We start from the raw sequence: 19,633 nt of genomic DNA, 5'->3' as shown, positions 1-19,633 counted from the left end.
TGCTGGAACAAGGTTCTCAGCAATCGCGGACACATCCGGTCCTAATTGTGAACCTTCAGCGAATGATCTCCACCGTCACCGTGACCACGTCACCTTCGGCGGCTCCGACTGCTCGCCGGACCGCCTTCTTCACCGGCAGAACATAGGTGCCGCGCTTGGAGTCCGGAAAGATCGATGGCTGCCACTCGGTCTCATCGATCGAGACTGAGACCCGGATCGATCCGAACCCGGGACCCGGTTCCACGGTTGCCCGAATCTCGTCGGCGGGGTCAGCGGGCAGCGAGACGAAGTGCCACGCTCCCATCTCCGGGGCAGTCCAGATCTCGGCGTCGAACGTGATGATCACCTCGACAGTGTGGCCCAGAGCTCTGACGTCTCAGTAGTACACCGGTCCGGGAACGCCGCCACCTGCTGCGATGGCGTCCCCGGTGATCGCGACACTGCGCGGTGAGGCCAAGAATGCGACCACGTCGGCCACCTCGGATGCGTCGACGATCCGCCGGATCGAGTTGGTGGCCAACTCGTTCTCCAGGTCCGCGACGGCCACGCCGGACTCCGCCGACCGCTCCGCGAGTTGATCGGTGAGCCGCTGTGTCCGGGTACGGCCGGGGTGGACAACCGTGACATTGACGCCGTGCGGACCCAGCTCGTCGGCGAGGTTCTTGGTCAACGCTGCGACGCTCACATTGCGGATGGTCTGGGCGATGGAGTTCGCCTGTCTCGCACCGAGACCGCTGATGTTGATGATCCGGCCCCAGCCCTGCTCGATCAGGTGCGGCGCCACCGCTCGAGCGGTGCGCAGGTACCCGAGCACCTTGATCTCGATCTCTCGCCGGACGACGTCATCGGTGGTTGCCGCGAAGTCGGTCGGTTTGCCGGCGCTCCACGGTGTGGCCGCCGAGTTGACCAGGATGTCGATGCCGCCCAGCTCCGCGACCGTACGCGTCACGAGGTTCTGCACCGACGCGTCGTCACCGGTGTCGACGGATATCGCGATGGCTCGCCGGCCGGACTGCTGGGCGATGTCAGTGGCGGCGGTCTCCAGGGCCTCGACCCCGCGTGCGGCGATCACGACGTCGGCGCCCTCTGCGGCCAGGGCATGAGCGATCGCCAGGCCGATGCCCTTGCTGCCGCCCGTCACCAGTGCCCGTTTTCCGGTCAGACCCAGATCCATCTATGTACTCCTCGTTGTCGGTGAACTCATGCTTGTGTACTCCGGAACATACTTGCCCAACAGCAATGCGCCCCCGGCCGACAGTGCGGCCACGGCGAAAACCGCCGCCGACAACGGGAACACGGCCGCGGACAACGCGATCGACAACGGGCCGACGAGAAAGCCACTGTCGTGTGTGAGACGCCATGCGGCGAGGAACTCGGCCCGGCCGGTGCTCGGTGCGACGTCTGCGCCGATGGTCATGATGACCCCGTTGCCGAGGCCGTTCCCGACACCCATCACCACCGCGACCGCGGTGAACGTGAAAAGCGTTGTGGTGAACGGCAACAGCAGGTACGACACCGACAGCACCACAATCGACGGCACCGCCACCAACGTGCGCCCGAAACGGTCCATCAGATGGCCTGCGGGGTAGGCAAACAGCACGTCGGCAGCGGCTCCCACACCGAAGAGGAGGCTGGCCACAGCCGGCGACAACCCGATGTGGCTGGCCCACAACGGCAAGATCGCGTCACGAGCACTGCGTGCCACGCCGAGCAACAGTGACCCCGCGCCGAGGGTCGCCAACAGGCGACCGTGTTCTGCGAAGACCTGGGAGATGTTGTGTGACTTCACCATCGGTCCGGCGCCCGGCGGGTCGGGAAGCCGGGCCATCATCGACCCGGCGACCACAATCGCTGTCAGCTGCACCAGGAAGCCGCCGCGGGTACCGAACACGACGATGGCGCCGGCACCGAGGAGCGGTCCGACAAAGAAGCCGAGCCGCATCGCGCCGCCGAACAGCGACATCGCCCGGGCCCGCCAGGCGAACGGAACGGCCAGTGACAGGTAGTTCTGCCGCGCGAGGCCCCAGACCGCGTTGGCCAGGCCGACCGCAAAGATGCCCAGGCACAACGTCCATACCGCCGGTGCGAGAAGGCACGCCAGCGCACCCGACGCCGCGAGCAGACTGGCCACGATGATCGAGCGCCGCTCACCGATCTTGGCGACGATCTGCCCGGAACACGTGTCACCGACGACCTGGCCGAGTCCGATGATCGCCACGGTGAGGCCCGCCAGAGCTGCGGATGCGCCGAGCTCGAGGGCGGACAGCACCATCACCGGCGCGGCCGCCCCCTGCCCGATCCCGTAGGCCGTCGCCGGCAGGTAGACGGTGCCGGCGAGCGATCTCAGAGGTCGTTCGACGCGTCCGGCCGCTGTCGCCGGATCGTCGATCGATGTCATGCGCTGGCTGCCGCCGGCTCCTTCTCGACGGATCCGGACGGCAGTTCGATGCCGTAGTGGCCGCGGAGGGTGGATGCGGTGTAGTCGTCGCGGAAGCGGCCGCGGGCCTGCAGGAGCGGGACGACGTGGTCGACGAAGTCCTCAAGGCCGCCAGGCAGGTAGGGAGGCATGACGTTGAAGCCGTCTGCCGCACCCGCGTCCACCCAGGCGATGAGGTCGTCGGCGATCTGCTCCGGTGTCCCGGTGATGGTGCGATGGCCGCGGCCGCCACCGAGGCGGCCGATCAACTCGCGGATCGTGAGATCTTCAGAGGCGGCGAGTTGGCGTACCAGCGTCGATCGACTCTTGTGGCCCTGGATCTCCGATTCCGGAGGTAGGGGTGGAAGCCGGGAATCGAGCGGGAGCCCGGTGAGGTCGACATTGAAGAAGTTCGACAGCTGGCCCAGCGCATAGTCGGGGGAGATCAGATCGGTGAACTCACGTTCGAGGTCACGTGCTTCCTGCTCGGTGCTGCCGATGAACGGCACGATGCCCGGGAGGATCTGGAGGTCTTCGGCGCCACGACCGTAACGCGGGAGACGGCGTTTGAGGTCGCGATAGAAGTCCTGGCCCTCAGCGATGGTGCGCTGGGCGGTGAAGACCACCTCCGCGTAGCGGGCTGCGAGGTCTTTGCCGTCCTCAGATGATCCGGCTTGCACCAGAACCGGCCGACCTTGCGGTGATCGCGGCGAGTTGAGCGGGCCACGGACCCTGAACGCCTCGCCGACGTGGTTGATGGGGTGCACCCGCTCGGGGTCGGCGAAGATCGCGTTGTCGACGTCGAGCACCACGGCGTCGGCCTCCCAGCTGTCCCACAGCCGGTTGACGACGTCGACGAATTCCTGGGCGCGGCGATATCGGCCGGCGTGGTCGGGGATGGAGTCATAACCGTAGTTGAGCGCCTCTTGTTCCTGACCGGACGTGACGATGTTCCATCCGGCACGGCCCCCACTGATGTGTTCGAGTGAGGCGAAGGCACGTGCCAACGTGTAGGGGTGGTTGTAACCCGTTGAAGCAGTGGCGATGAGGCCGACCTTGCTGGTCCCGCCTGCGATGGCGGACAGCAGTGTGATCGGCTCGAAGATGGCCTGGGTGTTGCGGCGGATGTTGGGTCCCACGGCCAGGCCGTCGGCGAAGAACACCGAGTCGAGTTTTCCGCGTTCGGCGATCTGGCCCAGCCGCACGAAGTGGGCGACGTCGAGCACTTCGTGTTCGGAGGTGCGTGGGTGGCGCCAGGCGGCCTCGTGATGGCCGACGCCCATCAAGAAGGCGTTCAGGTGCAGGGTGCGTGTCATGTGATCAGTCCTAGTGTGATGTCGGATGATTCAGTTGGCGGCAGGTGTTCGCCAGCGAGAGAATCGGCGTTCGAGCAGAACGAGTACGTAGTTGAAGACGAGACCGACGAGCGCGATGGTGAGGATTCCGGCATACATCTGCGGGATCTGGAAGTTGAGCTGGCTCGCCATGATGAGGTAGCCGAGTCCCGAACGCGCACCGACCATTTCGGCCGCGATGAGAACAAGGATCGACGATGCGGCGGAGAGTCGGATGCCGGTGAAGATCGTCGGCAGGGCTGCGGGCAGGATCACCTTCTGGAACAGCCGGTACGCGGGAAGACCCAGTGAGCGAGCAGATTTGATCAACAACGGGTCAACTGTCCGCACACCCGAGATCGTGTTGAGCAGGATGGGGAAGATGCAGGCATAGGTCACGAGCGCGACCTTGGAGGTCTCGCCGATGCCGAGGATGAGCACGAAGACGGGGAGCAAGGCCAGTGCAGCCGTGTTGCGGAACAATTCGAGAACCGGGCTGAGGTACTGCGCAAGAGGCCGGTACCAGCCGATCAGGATGCCCAGCGGCACGGCGAACACCACCGCGATGGCGAAACCGCGCAGAGCTCGACCCAGACTCGCGGAGATGTGCTCCCAGAGTTGACCACTCTCGGCCAGGTCCACCAGAGCCTTCGCGACCACCGAGAACTCGGGGAGGAATGTTCGGTCGACCAGACCGATCCGCGGCGCGACCTCCCAGAATGCGACCAGGAGCACCAGGGCGATCGAACTCCGGAAGACCCAGGAGCCGGACTTTCGCAGTCTCCCTCCGACCCGCCGGGTTGGTGAGGCGACAGGGGCCGGAACCGGGGATGCGATGTCCTTCACCGGTGCCGGGCTCGAGACCTTTTCCAACGTGACACTAGACATGGCTACCCACTCCGATCGTTTCGGCGGCGGCACCGGCCACCTCGGGACGCAACGACAGCCAGATCCGGTGCCGGTAGTCGCGGAACTGCTCAGATGAACGGATGTCGTCGACGGCATCCCGGTCGATGTCGATCGGCAGGATCTCCTTGATCCGACCGGGGCGTTCGGTGAGGATGGCAACCCGATTGCCGAGATAGATGGCCTCGTCGATGCCGTGGGTGATGAACAGGATGGTCTTGCCCGTGGCCTTCCAGATCCGCAGGAGCTCGCCCTGCAACCCCTCGCGGGTCTGGGCATCGAGTGCGGCAAACGGTTCGTCCATCAGCAGCACCTCGGGGTCGTACGAGAGGCTGCGCGCAATCGCCACACGCTGTTTCATGCCACCCGACAATTCGTGGGGGTAGTGGTCGCCGAAGTTGCCGAGACCGACGAGTCCGAGGTACTCATCGGCGATTGCCTTGCGCCGACGACGCGAGATGCCCTTGGCCTCGAGGCCGAACTCCACGTTCGCGCGGGCCGTGCGCCAGGGCAGCAGCGCGTACTGCTGAAACACCACGCCCCGATCCAGTCCTGGTCCGGTGATGGGCTTTCCGTCCAGCAGGATCTCACCCGCAGTGGGCTTGGTGAGGCCACCGACCAGGTCGAGCAGGGTGGACTTCCCGCTGCCGCTGGGGCCGACGAGGACAAGGAACTCGCCTTCGGCCGCAGAGATGCTGATGTCGTCGATGGCCACGAACTCGGGCTTGCCCGGCGCGGTGAACGACTTGCGCACCCCGCGCAGTTCCAGTTTGGGAGTTGTCATTTCGCTGCCACCACCGGTGCGCCGTCAGGCCCCGAGTCCGGCTGGTACGTGCCGTCGGCGTAAGGGTTGTCGTCGTTGGTGAAGATGTCCTGCGGTGTCAGCTTGCCCTTGTCGAGCTCGTTGTTGCGCACGAGCCAATCGATCCACAGCTGGAACTCCTCGGGCTTGATAACCCCGCCCGGCGTGGGGATGGACGAGCTCTTCCAGTACTCGGCCAGAGCGGGATCCTCGCCGCGACCACGCTTGGTGATGATGTCCTTGAAACGTGCGACAACCTCTGCCTGTGGAGTCACCTGCGTCCAGCGGATCGCCCGGGCGGTGCCCTGGACGAAGTCCTTCACGGCCTCCGGGTTCTTCTTGATGAACTCGTCACGGAACACGTGGCTGCCATAGCTGAAGTCTCCGAAGATCCTGTCGGTGAACAGTTCCCGGAGCCCGCCGTTCTCCAGCGCGCGCTGCTGGAAGATGCCGTTGAAGGCGCCGACATCGATCTGACCTTGGCGCAACGACGACTCGTTGTTGATCGGCGGCACCACCAGCAGCTGGACCGACGCGATTTCGTCCTTGGAAAGCCCCTCACGGGCAAGCCATTCGCGAATGACGAACTCCGAGTGCGCCCCCAACGTGTTGATCCCGATCTTCTTGCCGATCAGGTCCCGCGCGGTGCGGATCGGGGAGTCCTCCAGGACATAGAACCCGTTGAACGTCTTCTCGTCGGCGCCGTAGGAATCGACGACGGCGGTGATCGGTGAACCCGCTGACGCCAGCTTGACGATGGCTCCGTTGAATGCGTGCCCGAAGTCGGTGTCGCCGGTGGCGGCGGCCTGGATCGACTGCGGGCCGCTGGTGGTCTCACCGACCGCCTTGATGCTGACCTTGGTGAAGTATCCGAGATCGGCTGCCAGTTCCGGGAATTGAACGGTGGCGGGGAAGCTGAGGTACCGCAGCTCGGTCTTGCCGTCGGCGGTGACGGTGGCCTCGTCGGCGGAGCCGCAGGCGGCAGTCGTCACCCCCACGAGAAGTGCCAGCGCTGCCGCGATGCGGACCCGCCATGGGTGTTTGTGACTCACTGCTTTTCCTTTCGTGTTTCTCGGATTCACAAACGGTTGTGTTCGTGATCCGAAATTGTTCATCGATTCGTTCCGTCGGCATCGAATACTTCATTCGCACTGCGAAACACTCTGCCGCGCATGGAACTTGGGCCCGATATGCATACTTCGGTGCCAGCCCCGTGGTCTTCAACAACCTATTTCACATCATGGAAATAGAGGCCCGATTAAATCGTGGCGGGTAAAAGGCGGTCGAAGTTCGCCCTCGCCGAACCCTCGGCGACGGCGTCGCGGAGCATTTCCGCGGCCTGGCGCATCGCCGGCTGAATGCGGACGATCAGGTCCTCATTGAGTCGTGCGCTGCGTGCCTGGACTCCGATGGATGCGCGCACCTGTCCTCGGGCATCGAACACGGGCACGGCCACCGCCGTCACGCCACCGGCCGACGACACCGTGAAGCCGCGCTGCCGCGTGGACGCCACGTCCGGAATCGTCCCGAGGCGCCGATCGCGTCGATGGCCGAACGCGACGATGGCCTGGCCCATTGCGCTTCCTTCGACCTTGGTTCGCCGGCCGGGCAGTTGGTGGGTACAGAACATCGACGGTGGTCGGGCCGAGTACACGGTGACCGCGTCGGTGTTGTCGATGACACCGAGGCTGGCCGTGATCCGGATTCCTGACGACAAAAGATGCAGATGGGGGGCGGCAGCGTCGATGTTGATCCGCTGAGCCGCGGTTTGTGCAAGTGCGGTGATCCCGTCGCCGATGCGGTAGGCGCTGTGACCATCGCGTGCCAACAGTCCGCCCCGGACAAGCGCTTGGACGATGCGATGGGTAGTGCTGACCGGCAGATCGACCCGGCCCGCCAGTTCGCTGACCGTCACCGGCCGGTCCTCGCCTTCGAGTGCGTAGAGCACTGCGATTGCCCGTTCCACCGACTGTGAACCGGTACGACCCGGCTGGCGCGTCGAGGCCATGTCCTACCCCTTCCGGTTCGCTCTGGTGCTTGTCGCCATGGTGGTTGCCAAACCGGGAGAGGTGAAGATTTCGGCGCGGCGTGAACCTATCCCCGCTGGTGGCCTGGGTATTTCGACCCGACGGGCCGCCAGGTTTCACATTGTGGAAGCAGTGGTTGCCACGCATGTGCGGTCTCGGTAGCCAATGGAAATCGTCAACCACTAAATGCAAAGGATGGGATCTGCGATGACCACATTGATCGAGAGCCGCCAATCGATATCAAACCGTTTGTCCGTCGAGCCGATTGCCGGCTACCTCGGCGCCGAGGTCTCCGGCGTCGACTTGGTCGACGAGTTGGACGCGGTGACGCAGCGCGAATTACGTGACGTCCTGTTCGAGTACAAGGTGCTGTTCTTTCGGGACCAGGTAATCGACCATGCACAGCAGATCCGCTTCACGAGCTATTTCGGGCCGGTCACGGACGCTCATCCACTCGGGTACACCGACAAGTCGCCGGCCGGCTATCCGCAAGTGCTTGAAGTCGATTCGCGAACCTATGCCAGCCGTGGAGGATCGCGCCGATACAGCTACGCCAACTTTTGGCATCAGGACGTCACGGCACTGGTGAACCCGCCCGCCGTGACCGTGCTGCGTGCGGAACTCGTTCCCGAGGTGGGTGGCGACACCACCTGGGCAGACCTGGGTGCCGCCTACGACAACCTGCCCGCCTCGCTCCAGCGGTTCCTGGAAGGTCTGTACGCGGAGAATCGATTCGGAGGACGTGAAAAGCGTTGGGAGAAGGGGTCAGAAGCTGAATCACTGACCCAACAGACGCCGATCATCAGTGAGCACCCAGTGATTCGTGTGCACCCGGTGACCGGCCAGAAACTGATCTACGTCAACCCGGGTTTCACCAGCAGGATCCTGGGAGTCAGTCCCTCCCAGAGCGATCGCATCCTCGATCTGTTGTTCGAGGAGATCACCGACCCAGCCATCACGGTTCGGGTTCGCTGGACACCCGACAGCATCGGGGTGTGGGACAACCGCGCCACCATCCATCAGGCGCCCACCGATCTCGACCATCTCGACGTGGTGCGGGTGCTGCACCGCACAACGGTGGAAGGCGATGTGCCCGAAGGGGTTGGTGGCCGGAGGTCCCGATCTGTCTCCGGCGAGCCGTTTTTCGCCAAGAAGAGTGCCTGAACCCCCAACCTGAGGACCACAGCCATGACAAATACCCAATCCGTCACCCGCACCACCCTCGAGTTCCGGCCGGTCGCCGGACACATCGGAGCCGAGGTCAGCGGCGTGGATCTGCGCCTGCCCCTCGACGACGACCAGTCGACTGCAGTGATCGACGCGTTGCATCGGCACAAGGTGCTGTTCTTCCGGGATCAGCAGATCGGCCACGCCGAGCAGATCGCCTTCGCGCGGAACTTCGGCCCCGTCACCGCCTCGCACCCCTACGACGACGACGCCCCGACCGAGTTCCCCGAGATCTTGGCAATCGACAACCGAGACTACGAGCGCAAGTTCGGCGTGAAGGCTGCCGGATACACCAACGAATGGCACACGGACGTCACGGCTTTGGTGAACCCTCCAGCTGTGAGCATCCTGCGGTCGGCCATCGCGCCGGCCCGGGGCGGGGACACCAGCTGGACCAACCTCGCGGCCGCGTACGACGGGCTGCCCGACTCGATCAAAGAACTCGTCGACGGCCTTCGGGCCGAGCACCGCTTCGGTGGCCGCCACCCGATCTTCAAGGCCGAGAGCTCCTACGGCAGGAAGGTCAGCACGGCGCCGTTGATCAGCGAACACCCGGTGGTCCGTGTGCACCCGGTCACCGGCGAGCGGATCCTGTTCGTGCAACCGGGATTCACCAGCCGGATCGTCGGCTACAGCCGTCGACAGAGCGACGCCCTGCTCGACCTGTTGTTCGAGGAGGTGTCTCGGCCGGCCTACACGGTGCGATTCCGCTGGTCGGCGGGAAGCATTGCGGTGTGGGACAACCGGGCGACCGCGCACCTGGCTCCGGGGGACATCGACCACCTGGACGTCACCCGTGTGCTCTATCGCACCACCATCGAGGGCGACATCCCCGTCGGTGTCGACGGCACGCCGTCGACGTCAATCTCGGGCGAACAGTTCATCGGCTCCTAGCCCGGCGGATGGCAGCGGGAAACGTACGGTTCCGCCGGGGTCGTCCGTCGCATATCGTCGGGCACGATGACCACACCACCGACCCGGCGCTTCCGCGCGATCCTGCACGTCGACCTGGACCAGTTCCAGGTCTCGGTGGAGCGTCGCCGGAACCCGGACCTGATCGGCACACCGGTCATCGTCGGCGGGACCGGTGACCCGACCGAACCGCGCAAGGTCGTCACGTGCGCGTCGTACGAGGCCCGTGATCAGGGGGTACGCGCCGGTATGCCGTTGCGGTCGGCATTTCGCAAGATGCCCGAGGCGATCTATCTGCCCCTGGACCACACGTCGTACGACGAGGCATCGGCCGAGGTGATGCAGACGCTTCGAGACTTCGGGTATCCCGTCGAGGTGATCGGGTGGGATGAGGCGTTCCTGGGCGTTCCGGCGTCGGAGACCGGTCTTGACATCACCGAGCTGGCCCAGTCCGTGCGGCAGCGGATTCTCGATGAGCGCGGGCTGTCGTCGGCGGTCGGCATCAGCGACAACAAACAGCGCGCCAAGATGGCGACCGGATTCGCGAAACGTTCATCCGAGCACGTCTTCACCCTGGACAACCAGAACTGGATGCCCATCATGGGGGAGCGCGGTGTCGGCGACCTCTGGAGCGTCGGTCCCAAGACGACAGCAAAACTGGAGAAGCTGGGGATCGATACCGTTGCCCAGCTTGCGGCAGAGGATGTCGGGCGGCTGGTGGCCGAGTTCGGACCCCACCTCGGCAATTGGCTGTACCTGCTCTCGCGTGGTGGCGGCGACATCGAGGTGAGCGCCGAACCGTACATCCCGCGGTCGCACAGCAAGGTCGAGACGTTCCCGACCGACCTCACCGCCCGCGCCGACATCGATGAGGCGATTCGGAAGCTGACCCGGGAACTGTTGGCGCAGGTCATCTCTGAGGGGCGGGTGGCTTTCCGGGTGGCCGTGACCGTACGAACCATGACGTTCTACACCCGGACGAAGTCGAAGAAGCTGCCCGCCCCGACCACCGACCCCACCGTGATCGAGGCGGCGATGCTCGAGGTGCTGCACAAGTTCGAACTCGACCGCCCGATCCGGTTGTTGGGGGTGCGTCTTGATCTGGTTATGCCCACGGAAGACATTCCGCCCGACCCATAGGTGGCCACACCGCTTCGGTGCTAACTTCCGGGCAGGGATCGGCGAGCGGGAAGGCATCACATGCGGTGGTTCAGGCAGGCGTTGGTGACAGCGGTCCTGGTCGGTCTGGCAACCGTCGGGCCGGCGCCGAGCGCGCAGGCGGCTCCGCTGCCGGTGCAGTACAACTTCCTGTCCGGCATACCCGCCGAACTCGCCAACCCGAATGGCTCGCTGCCCGGGTCCAACGATTACGCATGCAAGCCGTCTGCTCAGCATCCTGATCCGGTGGTACTGGTCCACGGCACGGGGGGCAGTCAGCAGACCAACTGGATCTCGCTGGTGCCGGTGCTCAAGAACGAGGGTTACTGCGTCTTCGCGCTCACCTATGGCGAGTTGTCGCAGCAGTGGCCGTTGTCGCGGATCGGTGGACTGGGCGCCAAGGACGTCAGCGCCTGGGAGCTCAAGGTGTTCGTCGACAACGTGCTGGCGAAGACGGGCGCTGAACAGGTCGACATCGTGGGCCATTCGCAGGGCACACAGATCCCGACCTACTGGGCGAAGTACTACGGGGGCGCAGCGAAAATTGACAAGTACGTGTCGCTCGCGCCGTACTGGCAGGGTTCGGACGGCGACGGCGAGGGCCGATCGGAACTGGTGAAGATGTTTGCCGATCGATTGGGATTGCCGCCCGCTGCGGTACCCGACACCGAATGCCCGGACTGCACCGCTGCGCCCGGGGATGGGGACTTCGCGGCGGCCATCGATGCCCCGGACGGCCCATACGTCGCGGGCATCGACTATACGAACATCGTCACCCGCTACGACCAGCTCGTGACCCCGTACACCAGCGGGATCCTGGCCGGGCCGCCCGGCATCGAGGTCACCAACATCGTTGTGCAGGACACGTGCTCGCAGGACCGCTCAGATCATCTGTCGATCGTGTCCAATCAGCGCACTTCGGCGTTTGTGCTCAACGCCCTCGATCCCGCGCATCCCCGAACCGTTCCCTGCCTGGCCGTACCGCCTTACACCGGTGCGTGAGCCAGTTTCAGGAAGGCGTCGAGCAAGGTCGCGCAGTTCTCTTTCGATTCAGCCGCGCGAGCGGCGATCTCGGCCGTGATCTTGTCCAGGTCGATACCGCGTTCGACGACCAGTTGACCCTGACCGTTGGCGGCCCAGCTCGCCCGCCAGGTGGCCCACACCGCGGGTGAGATCTCCGGATGGAACTGAACGCCCAGATTCCTGCCAAAGGTGAAGGCCTGCAACGCTGCTCCGTTTCGGGCGATCTCGCGAGCACCGGGCGGGAGGGTGAATCGGTCGTAGTGCATCTGCATCCATGGTCCGCGTGCGACCAGTTCGGGCGCGACGGTGTCGACGGTGACGTAGCCGTGCTCGGGATGGTCAGACCGCTTGACCTTTCCGCCGAGAACTCGGCTGAGCAGCTGGCCACCGAAGCACACCCCGAGAATCGGTACGTTTGCGGCGAGGGCCGCCCGCAGATAGGCGATCTCGGCAGCCAGCCAGGGAACGGAATCGTTGTATGCCGCTTCCGAAGAACCCATCACCACAACCAAATCGAACGCTGCGACCTCCGGTAGATCTCCGGATGGGTGCACGATCTCGACGTCGTACCCCCGGTCGATGACGTGGTCGCGCAGCGTCCCCGTGTCGGCGACGCCGCGGTCCCGGTCGTGATCATGCACCACGAAGAGAGCGCGGTTCCGAGACGCCCCGGGATCTGGCTCGACGAGGTCTGGCCCGGCCATCACAATAGGTCGCAGAGCTGGGTCGCGACGATACAGACCGTCGATGGCGCGACAGCGACGTCTTGTGCTGAAAATTGCACTGCTTACTCCTGATACACGTCGAACTCGTGTCCGACGGTGGCGGCTTTTGTTCAGTATGGCCAGAACACGGGGCCGCCGCTCATCCGAGGCCCGGCTCCGGCGGCGCTCTGGGCCGGCGATGCGCGCATCGGCGCAGGTGGGGATTCCTGCGAACATCGAAATCCCCGAGGCGCATCATTGACCCAATGGCCGATACGCATGAGGTGATCAATCAAGTTCCGCTCCTGAGTGGATACAACCCGGCGACCAACCCGGCGCTGTCGGAGTCGCTGGCCCGCGAAGGCGGTGGCTGGGGCGCGACGAGATCTTCGAACTGGGTGCCATCGCCGCCGGTGAGGAAGCTCAACGGTGGGGTGAACTCGCCGACCGGAACCAGCCGATATTGCGCACGCACGATCGGTACGGTCACCGTGTCGACGAGGTCGAATACGACCCGGCGTACCACCGGTTGATGGATGTCGCTGTGACGCACGGTCTGCACGGGGCACCCTGGGCCGACGGTCGAGCCGGCGCGCATGTGGTGAGGGCCGCCAAACTCGGGGTCTGGACGGTCGAGGCGGGTCACGTCTGCCCGATCTCGATGACCTACGCCGTGGTGCCGGCGCTGCGGCACAACCCTGATCTGGCCGCCACCTACGAGCCGTTGCTGACGTCCCGAACCTACGACCCCCACCTGTCGGTCCCGGCGGGCAAGTCGGGTCTGATCGCCGGGATGTCGATGACCGAGAAGCAGGGCGGCTCCGATGTCCGCGCGAACCAGACGGCAGCTCAACCGAATTCGGACGGCTCCTACACGCTCACCGGACACAAGTGGTTCACGTCCGCCCCGATGTCCGACCTGTTCCTTGTGCTCGCCCAAGCTCCTGGTGGACTCTCGTGCTTCTTCCTGCCCCGGGTACTGCCCGACGGCACCCGCAACCGGATGCGCTTGCAACGTCTGAAGAACAAGCTCGGCAACCACGCCAACGCGTCGTCGGAAGTCGAATACGACGGTGCAACGGCATGGTTGGTGGGCGAGGAGGGACGTGGTGTCCGCACCATCATCGAGATGGTCAACCTCACCCGTCTCGACTGCGCGCTGGCCAGTGCGGGCAACATGCGTGTCGGGCTCACCCAGGCCATGCACCACAGCCAGCACCGAAAGGTGTTCGGCGACTACCTGATCGACCAACCGTTGATGCAGAACGTGCTCGCGGATCTCGCGATCGAGGCGGAAGCCGCCACCATGGTGTCCATGCGGATGGCGGGGGCCACCGACGCAGCCGAACGCGGCGACGACACCGAGGCCCTGCTGCGACGTATCGGTCTGCCCGCAACCAAATACTGGTTGTGCAAGCGGGCCACCGCACACGTCGCCGAAGCGATGGAATGCCTGGGCGGCAACGGTTACGTCGAGGACTCCGGGATGCCGCGGCTCTACCGCGAAGCACCTCTCTACGGCATCTGGGAGGGCAGCGGGAACGTCAGCGCCCTCGACACCCTGCGTGCGATGGCCACGGCACCCAAGTCGGTGGATGCGCTGTTCGACGAATTGGACTCGGCGACCGGCATGGACACCCGGTACGACAACTACCTCGACTCATTGAAGAGCCAGCTGGGAGAGGCAGGCCAACCGACCGCACGCAGGATCGCCGAGTCGATCTGCATCGCCCTACAGGGATCGCTGATGCTGCGGCACGGACATCCGGCCGTGGCGGAGGCCTTCGCGGCCACCCGTCTCGCAGGCGACTGGGCCGGCGCATACGGCACGTTGCCCACCGGTCTCGATCTCGCGCCCGTGCTCGAACGGGCACTGGTCAAATAGGCGCCGGCAGACTCATTCCCGCGGGATGGCCAGCCGGGTCATGTGCGCCGTCGAGTCCGGCGTCAGACCCAGCTGGTCCCACGCGGTCTCGGTCTCCACGACCGCGTACGCGGACGTGGGAAAGCGCGGAATGTGTGCCGCCGGGTCCAGTGTCATCGCCGTGTCCGGCATCCCGGGCTCATGCCCGATCACCAATATCGTGGAGGCGTCCGCGGGCGCGTGAAGCCTGATCGCGTCGCACACGTCGTCAGCGTCTCCGCCGTAGATGTCTTCGACAAATGTGGCCGGTGCGCCGATACCGGTGTGGTGCAATGTCTCGCGCGTACGGACCGCAGTCGAGCACAGTACGGCGTCGACCGTGAGTCCGTCGTCGGCCATCCACCGGCCTGCCAGAGCTGCCTCGCGCCGACCGCGCTCGGCGAGCGGACGTTCCTGGTCGGGTGTACCGCTGGGATAGGCCGACTTGCCGTGCCGCATCAGGATCAGTGTTCGTGCCACGAGATCGACGGTAGCGTCACCGCGTTCGCCTGTCAGGAGACTTTGCGATGCCGGCCGGTCGACTCATTCGCTCCGCACCCGGCCAGCGTGTTACGCAGGAGCCGCACCGTGTGGTTCCAGGCGGATGCTTCCTGCTCGAGGTGCTGGGCGATCTCTTCGTTTCCCCGGTCCCACTCCAGCTCCGCCAGTTCACGCAGCTCGACGACCTCGTCGAGCCCGAAGGCAACAAGCTCTTTGATGGAGTCGATGTTCGAGCAGGCCCAGTCGATCTGATCACGCTGCAGCGTCATCAGACGCTCCAGGTCATCACGCAGGGCCGCCTGCGCCGATAGGGATAGACCACTCACCTGTCCCAGGGTGCCCCACCTGCCGTGCGAGTACTAGTTGACGCGCCGACAGCGGCGCCGATCATCTAGGACCACTTCCACTCGCGGATCTCCGGCATGTCCTCGAAGTGGGTGGTGACGTACTCGGTGTGGCGCTGCAGCTGCGATCGGCAGAACTCGGCGAGCTCCTGGCTGCGTTCCGGTACCCGACGGGTTCTGCGCAGGGCTTCCAGAACCAGGTGGTACCGGCTCATCTTGTTCTGCACCACCATGTCGAAAGCAGTTGTGGTGGTGCCCTGTTCGATGAAGCCGCGAACGTGGAACCGGTCGGCGCGAGTGCGGCCGTGCAACTGCTGGTGGATGGCCCTCGGATAGCCGTGGAAAGCGAACACCACATCGGTCTCCGCGGTGAACAGATCGAGGAACTTCGATTCGGGCAGCCCGTGGGGGTGTTCGTCCTGGGGCAACAGCACCATCAGGTCGACAACATTGACCACGCGGACGCGCAACCAGGGAACCCACTCGCGCAGCAGATGTGCAGCGGCCAGGATCTCTTCGGTCGGCACGTCGCCCGCGGCGGCCAGCACGATGTCGGGTTGTTCGGGGTCGGCGTCGTTGGTCTCGCCCTCGGTACCGGCCCACTCCCAGATCGATGCCCCGGCCTCGGCATGTTTGTGTGCCTGTTCGAGGGTCAGGTATTGAGGGTGCTTCTGCTTGTCGACCACCAGGACGTTGACGTGGTCGCGGCTGCGGAAGCAGTGGTCGGCCACCGAGAGCAGGGTGTTGGAATCCGGTGGCAGCCAGACGCGAACCACGCCGGGGGCCAGCGGGATGACGGCGTCGATCAGGCCGGGTCCCTGATGGCTGAAACCGTTGTGGTCGTTACGCCAGCAGGTGCTGGTGAGCAACACGTTGAGCGACGCCACCGGTTCGCGCCATGGCAATTCGGCGGCGTGCTGCAACCACTTGGTGTGCTGCACCAGCATGGAGACGCTCACCATCGCGAACGCCTCGTAGGTGGCGAAAAGACCGTGGCGGCCGGTCAGTAGATAGCCCTCGAGCCAGCCCTGGCACAGGTGCTCACTGAGCACTTCCATGACGCGACCCTCGGGCGACAGGTTGTCGTCGTTCTCGTTGGTCGGCAACTGCCAGCAGCGGTCGGTCTGCCCGAACACCGCCTGGAGCCGGTTCGAGGAGGTCTCATCCGGGCTGAACAGCCGGAACGATCCGCCGTGGTTCTCGTCCGAGTTGTCGCGGTAGATGTCGCGCATCAGCTCACCGAGCACCTTGGTGGTCTCGTAGGCGAGCGCGCCGGGCGCCTCGATGTCGAGGGCGTACGACTCCAGCGGCGGGATCTTGAGGGGAACCAGTGCTCGGCCGCCGTTGGCATACGGCGTCGCACCCATCCGCAGTTCACCCTTGGGTGCCAGGTCGGCGAGGTCGTCGATGAGTGCACCCGACTTGTCGAACAGGTCGTCCGGCTTGTACGAGCGCAGCCACTCCTCGAGGAGTGCGAGGTGCTCGGGGTTCTCGCGGACCCCCGACAACGGGACCTGATGACTCCAGTGGGTGCCCTCGATCAGCTTGCCGTCCACCTCGTGGGGTCCCGTCCAACCCTTAGGGGTGCGCATCACGATGGCCGGCCACTTGTCGCCGGACGGGTTGCCTTCCCGGGCCCGGGTCTGGATCTCGACGATCTTGTCGTGCGCGTTCGCAATCGCCTGAGCCATGGCCGGGAACACCTCGTGAGGGTCGTCGCCGCCGACGAAGACGGGCTCCCAGCCCTGACCCGACAGGAACGCCGCGATGTCGTCGTCGCTGCTCCGGCCGAAGACCGTGGGGCCGGCGATCTTGGCGCCGTTGAGGTGCAGGATCGGCAGCACCGCACCATCGCGAGCCGGATTGAGGAACGCCGGGATCTTCCATGAGCCGGCCAGGGGACCGGTCTCGGCCTCACCGTCGCCGACCACACACGCGACCACCAGATCGGGGCTGTCGAAGGCGGCGCCCGCGGCATGGATGAGTGCGTACCCGAGTTCGCCGCCCTCGTGGATCGACCCCGGTGTCTGCACGCTCACGTGACTCGGGATGCCACCCGGCGTGGAGAACTGCCTGCACAGCGCTCGGAGCCCATCCGCATCCGGGGACACGTGCGGATAGATCTCGCTGTAGGTGCCCTCGAGGTAGGTCGCTGCCACCAGCGCCGGACCGCCGTGCCCGGGCCCGGTGATGTAGAGCCATTTCGAGTCGGTCTCGCGAATACGCCGGTTGAGGAGGGTGTAGATCATCGAGAGCCCAGGACTCGTACCCCAGTGCCCGAGCAGGCGAGGTTTGATGTGCTCGACGCCGAGCGGCTCGCGCAGCAAGACGTTGTCCTGCAGATAGATCTGCGCAACCGTCAGGTAGTTGGTCGCGGACCACCACCGCAGATCGAGTTCGAGTTCGGAATCGGTGTATCCGGCCAACGTCATATGCGCACCTTCTGGGTGTTTGCGGACAGGGCAACTTGATTATCGGGTGGGCTCGGGTGGCCCGCCACGGCTCGAGTACCCAAATGTCGAAGATTCGCGCCGCCGTCGCCAAGGTTTTGTTGTCCAACGAGATCGACTCGCTCACACTCCCACCGCGAGAGCACGCTCGCCCCCAGGTCCGGCAAGTATTGTCGGCACAGTGCACTTGTTCCTCCCGGCGCTGCTGGCGACTCTGTCGGCGCTCCTCGTCGCAACAGGGACACTCGTGCGTCAGCGCTCCTCGACGGCGTCGGGTGGGATCACCAAACGGTGGTGGCTCGGAGTACTGATCGCGGCCGCCGGGTTCGCGTTGCAGGCGGTGGCGCTCGGCCTCGGGTCGTTGCTTCTGGTGCAGCCGTTGATCGTGCTGTCGGTGCTGTTCGCACTGCCGATGGAGGCCTATCTCGACCACCGCCGCCTGAACTTCCACGAGTGGAAGTGGGGCATCATCCTCACCGTCTGCATCGCCGCGTTCGTGGTGATCGCCAGACCTGAGGCCGGGGGACACAACGTGTCGGCCGGAACCCTCGCGGGAACCATCGTCGTGGTGGTCGCGGTGCTCATTGGTCTGGTGGTCGCTGCCCGGCTCGTGTCACCGCATCACCGCGCGCTGCTGTTCGGATCGGCGTCGGGGCTGCTCACCGGAGTGCAGGCGTTTCTCCTCAAAGCGGTGGTGACCCAGCTAGGGGAAAGCGTTGTGGAGGTCCTGACCCACCCGGAGATCTACCTGATCCTGCTTGTCGCCACCGCCTCGGTGATCACCCAGCAGCTCGCGTTCGCCGCCCATGATCTGCAGACGTCGTTCCCGGCGATGACGGTGATGGAGCCCGCCGTGGCCATGGCGCTCGGCGTGGTGCTGCTCGGTGAAAGCGTCGACGTGAACATCTTCGACGGCATCATCGCCGGGCTGTCGCTGGTCATCATGCTCCGCGCGGTGTTTGTGCTTGCCAGACATGCGGCCGAGCGTGAGACCGAGTTCGAAGTGGCGTTCCCCAAAGCGCCTGCCCCTGCTCCCGGAGGTCGGCAATGGGCCCGACCGACCACTAGTCGCCTGTGCAGAACATCATGTCGGCGGTACTGGCGGTCGCTGCCGCCTGCCTCATCGCCACCGGGACGGTCTTCCGGCAACGTGCATCGGCCGCCAGTGGCGCCATCACACCGGGATGGTGGCTCGGTGCGGGTCTGGCGGTGTGCGGATTCTCCCTGCAGGCAGCAGCCCTGGGTCTCGGCTCCATCCTGCTGGTCCAGCCGCTGCTCGTCCTGGCCGTGCTGTTCGCTTTGCCGCTGGAGGCGTGGTTCGACCATCGCAGGCCGACACGCACCGAATGGGCGTGGGGCGGCGCACTGACCTGCTGTGTGGCCGTGTTCCTCTGTCTGGCCTCACCGAGATCGTCCGACAGCCGCCCCGACCCCATGTTCTTCGTGCTCACGGTGGTGGCCGTGCTCGCATGCCTCGCCGGTCTGGTGATCGCGGCCGAGAGTTGCAACAACCACATGCGGTCGCTCTTCTATGGGCTCACCGCGGGGGCGTTGTTCGGGATCTCGGCACTGCTCATCAAAGCCGTCATCGGACAGGCCACCGACGATCTGCCCCGGGTCGGATTTCATCTCGAGATCTACCTGCTGCTCATCGTCATCGCCGCCGGTATCTACGCCCAGCAGCGAGGCTTCGGCTCGGGCGATCTCCAGACGTCGTTCCCGGCGATGACGGTGATGGAACCGGCGGTGGCCATGGCGCTGGGCATGGCGCTTCTCTCCGAGCGGATCTCGGTCAGCGTGTGGGAGGCCGGCGTGGTGGGGCTGGCGCTTGTGGTCATGGTGGTCGCGGTGGTTGAACTGGCCCGGCACTCCGCCATCCGGGGCACCTGAGGACTGGAACCGGCCCGCCCGCGATGGCAGGGTGGG

The 19,633-nt window shown here is 65.2% G+C and carries 17 protein-coding genes and 2 pseudogenes; 7 read left to right on the top strand and 12 right to left on the bottom strand.

Annotation, left to right across the window (positions count from 1 at the left end):
• Nucleotides 1-55: 55 nt before the first annotated feature.
• The 8 genes from W823_RS32485 to W823_RS32450 form a co-directional block, all read right to left on the bottom strand.
• Nucleotides 56-346 (bottom strand): DUF1905 domain-containing protein, encoded by a 291-nt coding sequence (locus W823_RS32485; RefSeq protein ID WP_023954238.1) that lies wholly within the window; start codon nt 344-346, stop codon nt 56-58.
• Nucleotides 347-376: 30 nt separating this feature from the next.
• On the bottom strand, nt 377-1,174 hold the full coding sequence (locus W823_RS32480; RefSeq protein ID WP_023954236.1) for an SDR family NAD(P)-dependent oxidoreductase: 798 nt from the start codon (nt 1,172-1,174) through the stop codon (nt 377-379).
• Nucleotides 1,175-2,398 (bottom strand): MFS transporter, encoded by a 1,224-nt coding sequence (locus tag W823_RS32475; RefSeq protein ID WP_023954234.1) that lies wholly within the window; start codon nt 2,396-2,398, stop codon nt 1,175-1,177.
• Nucleotides 2,395-3,732 (bottom strand): LLM class flavin-dependent oxidoreductase, encoded by a 1,338-nt coding sequence (locus W823_RS32470; RefSeq protein ID WP_023954232.1) that lies wholly within the window; start codon nt 3,730-3,732, stop codon nt 2,395-2,397. Before W823_RS32470 ends, W823_RS32475 begins: the two co-directional genes overlap by 4 nt.
• 30 nt (nt 3,733-3,762) lie before the next feature.
• Nucleotides 3,763-4,638 carry an ABC transporter permease gene (locus W823_RS32465; RefSeq protein ID WP_023954230.1) on the bottom strand — a complete coding sequence of 292 codons (876 nt, stop codon included), beginning with the start codon at nt 4,636-4,638 and terminating at the stop codon, nt 3,763-3,765.
• The gene (locus W823_RS32460) at nt 4,631-5,440 is read right to left on the bottom strand and encodes an ABC transporter ATP-binding protein (protein WP_023954228.1); all 810 of its coding nucleotides are present in this window, start codon (nt 5,438-5,440) and stop codon (nt 4,631-4,633) included. The genes W823_RS32465 and W823_RS32460 overlap by 8 nt, the downstream gene beginning before the upstream one ends.
• Entirely contained in the window at nt 5,437-6,510 is a 1,074-nt protein-coding gene (locus tag W823_RS32455) for an ABC transporter substrate-binding protein (RefSeq protein ID WP_031331130.1), read from the bottom strand. Before W823_RS32455 ends, W823_RS32460 begins: the two co-directional genes overlap by 4 nt.
• Nucleotides 6,511-6,716: 206 nt before the next feature.
• Nucleotides 6,717-7,466, bottom strand: a complete 750-nt coding sequence (locus W823_RS32450; protein WP_023954224.1) for an IclR family transcriptional regulator — start codon at nt 7,464-7,466, stop codon at nt 6,717-6,719.
• 226 nt (nt 7,467-7,692) lie between these two features.
• Here W823_RS32450 and W823_RS32445 point away from each other — a divergent pair, with 226 nt between their 5' ends.
• From W823_RS32445 to W823_RS32430, 4 genes are all read left to right on the top strand, one after another.
• Nucleotides 7,693-8,649 carry a TauD/TfdA family dioxygenase gene (locus tag W823_RS32445; RefSeq protein ID WP_031331129.1) on the top strand — a complete coding sequence of 319 codons (957 nt, stop codon included), beginning with the start codon at nt 7,693-7,695 and terminating at the stop codon, nt 8,647-8,649.
• A gap of 24 nt (nt 8,650-8,673) precedes the next feature.
• Nucleotides 8,674-9,606 carry a TauD/TfdA family dioxygenase gene (locus W823_RS32440; protein WP_023954220.1) on the top strand — a complete coding sequence of 311 codons (933 nt, stop codon included), beginning with the start codon at nt 8,674-8,676 and terminating at the stop codon, nt 9,604-9,606.
• Between the two features lie 66 nt (nt 9,607-9,672).
• On the top strand, nt 9,673-10,764 hold the full coding sequence (locus W823_RS32435; RefSeq protein ID WP_023954218.1) for a DNA polymerase IV: 1,092 nt from the start codon (nt 9,673-9,675) through the stop codon (nt 10,762-10,764).
• Nucleotides 10,765-10,824: 60 nt separating this feature from the next.
• Nucleotides 10,825-11,784: a triacylglycerol lipase gene (locus W823_RS32430; protein WP_023954216.1), complete on the top strand. Its 960-nt coding sequence runs from the start codon at nt 10,825-10,827 to the stop codon at nt 11,782-11,784.
• Here W823_RS32430 and W823_RS32425 read toward each other — a convergent pair.
• Nucleotides 11,769-12,509 (bottom strand): type 1 glutamine amidotransferase, encoded by a 741-nt coding sequence (locus W823_RS32425; protein WP_023954214.1) that lies wholly within the window; start codon nt 12,507-12,509, stop codon nt 11,769-11,771. The two genes, W823_RS32430 and W823_RS32425, sit on opposite strands and share 16 nt — an antisense overlap.
• A gap of 266 nt (nt 12,510-12,775) precedes the next feature.
• Here W823_RS32425 and W823_RS32420 point away from each other — a divergent pair.
• Nucleotides 12,776-14,394 (top strand): annotated as a pseudogene (locus W823_RS32420) (acyl-CoA dehydrogenase family protein).
• A gap of 12 nt (nt 14,395-14,406) precedes the next feature.
• Here W823_RS32420 and W823_RS32415 read toward each other — a convergent pair.
• The 3 genes from W823_RS32415 to W823_RS32410 all read right to left on the bottom strand — a co-directional run bounded on the left by W823_RS32415 (nt 14,407) and on the right by W823_RS32410 (nt 17,689).
• Entirely contained in the window at nt 14,407-14,871 is a 465-nt protein-coding gene (locus tag W823_RS32415; RefSeq protein WP_031331127.1) for a histidine phosphatase family protein, read from the bottom strand.
• Nucleotides 14,872-14,924: 53 nt separating this feature from the next.
• Nucleotides 14,925-15,239, bottom strand: a complete 315-nt coding sequence (locus W823_RS0127495) for a hypothetical protein (protein ID WP_023954206.1) — start codon at nt 15,237-15,239, stop codon at nt 14,925-14,927.
• A gap of 65 nt (nt 15,240-15,304) precedes the next feature.
• The gene (locus tag W823_RS32410) at nt 15,305-17,689 is read right to left on the bottom strand and encodes a phosphoketolase (protein ID WP_023954204.1); all 2,385 of its coding nucleotides are present in this window, start codon (nt 17,687-17,689) and stop codon (nt 15,305-15,307) included.
• Here W823_RS32410 and W823_RS0127490 point away from each other — a divergent pair.
• Nucleotides 17,670-18,626, top strand: a pseudogene (locus W823_RS0127490) (DMT family transporter); the annotation flags it as partial. The gene W823_RS32410 and the pseudogene W823_RS0127490 sit on opposite strands and share 20 nt — an antisense overlap.
• Nucleotides 18,627-18,793: 167 nt before the next feature.
• Nucleotides 18,794-19,597 (top strand): DMT family transporter, encoded by an 804-nt coding sequence (locus W823_RS32405; protein ID WP_023954200.1) that lies wholly within the window; start codon nt 18,794-18,796, stop codon nt 19,595-19,597.
• Nucleotides 19,598-19,633: the final 36 nt, after the last annotated feature.

This window comes from Williamsia sp. D3, from assembly GCF_000506245.1.
Classification (GTDB): Bacteria; Actinomycetota; Actinomycetes; order Mycobacteriales; family Mycobacteriaceae; genus Williamsia; species Williamsia muralis.
The sequence above is the reverse complement of the archived record's forward strand: the minus strand, read 5'-3'. Positions and strand labels throughout refer to the sequence as shown.

What these genes read in the sequence shown, in the direction of transcription:
- W823_RS32445 (WP_031331129.1), top strand. Translation starts at nt 7,693, where the DNA reads ATGACCACATTGATCGAGAGCCGCCAATCGATATCAAACCGTTTGTCC.
- W823_RS32430 (WP_023954216.1), top strand. Translation starts at nt 10,825, where the DNA reads ATGCGGTGGTTCAGGCAGGCGTTGGTGACAGCGGTCCTGGTCGGTCTG.
- W823_RS32440 (WP_023954220.1), top strand. Translation starts at nt 8,674, where the DNA reads ATGACAAATACCCAATCCGTCACCCGCACCACCCTCGAGTTCCGGCCG.
- W823_RS32410 (WP_023954204.1), bottom strand. Translation starts at nt 17,689, where the DNA reads ATGACGTTGGCCGGATACACCGATTCCGAACTCGAACTCGATCTGCGG.
- W823_RS32475 (WP_023954234.1), bottom strand. Translation starts at nt 2,398, where the DNA reads ATGACATCGATCGACGATCCGGCGACAGCGGCCGGACGCGTCGAACGA.
- W823_RS32450 (WP_023954224.1), bottom strand. Translation starts at nt 7,466, where the DNA reads ATGGCCTCGACGCGCCAGCCGGGTCGTACCGGTTCACAGTCGGTGGAA.
- W823_RS32415 (WP_031331127.1), bottom strand. Translation starts at nt 14,871, where the DNA reads ATGCGGCACGGCAAGTCGGCCTATCCCAGCGGTACACCCGACCAGGAA.
- W823_RS32405 (WP_023954200.1), top strand. Translation starts at nt 18,794, where the DNA reads ATGTCGGCGGTACTGGCGGTCGCTGCCGCCTGCCTCATCGCCACCGGG.
- W823_RS32435 (WP_023954218.1), top strand. Translation starts at nt 9,673, where the DNA reads ATGACCACACCACCGACCCGGCGCTTCCGCGCGATCCTGCACGTCGAC.
- W823_RS32480 (WP_023954236.1), bottom strand. Translation starts at nt 1,174, where the DNA reads ATGGATCTGGGTCTGACCGGAAAACGGGCACTGGTGACGGGCGGCAGC.
- W823_RS32425 (WP_023954214.1), bottom strand. Translation starts at nt 12,509, where the DNA reads ATGGCCGGGCCAGACCTCGTCGAGCCAGATCCCGGGGCGTCTCGGAAC.
- W823_RS32470 (WP_023954232.1), bottom strand. Translation starts at nt 3,732, where the DNA reads ATGACACGCACCCTGCACCTGAACGCCTTCTTGATGGGCGTCGGCCAT.
- W823_RS32460 (WP_023954228.1), bottom strand. Translation starts at nt 5,440, where the DNA reads ATGACAACTCCCAAACTGGAACTGCGCGGGGTGCGCAAGTCGTTCACC.
- W823_RS32465 (WP_023954230.1), bottom strand. Translation starts at nt 4,638, where the DNA reads ATGTCTAGTGTCACGTTGGAAAAGGTCTCGAGCCCGGCACCGGTGAAG.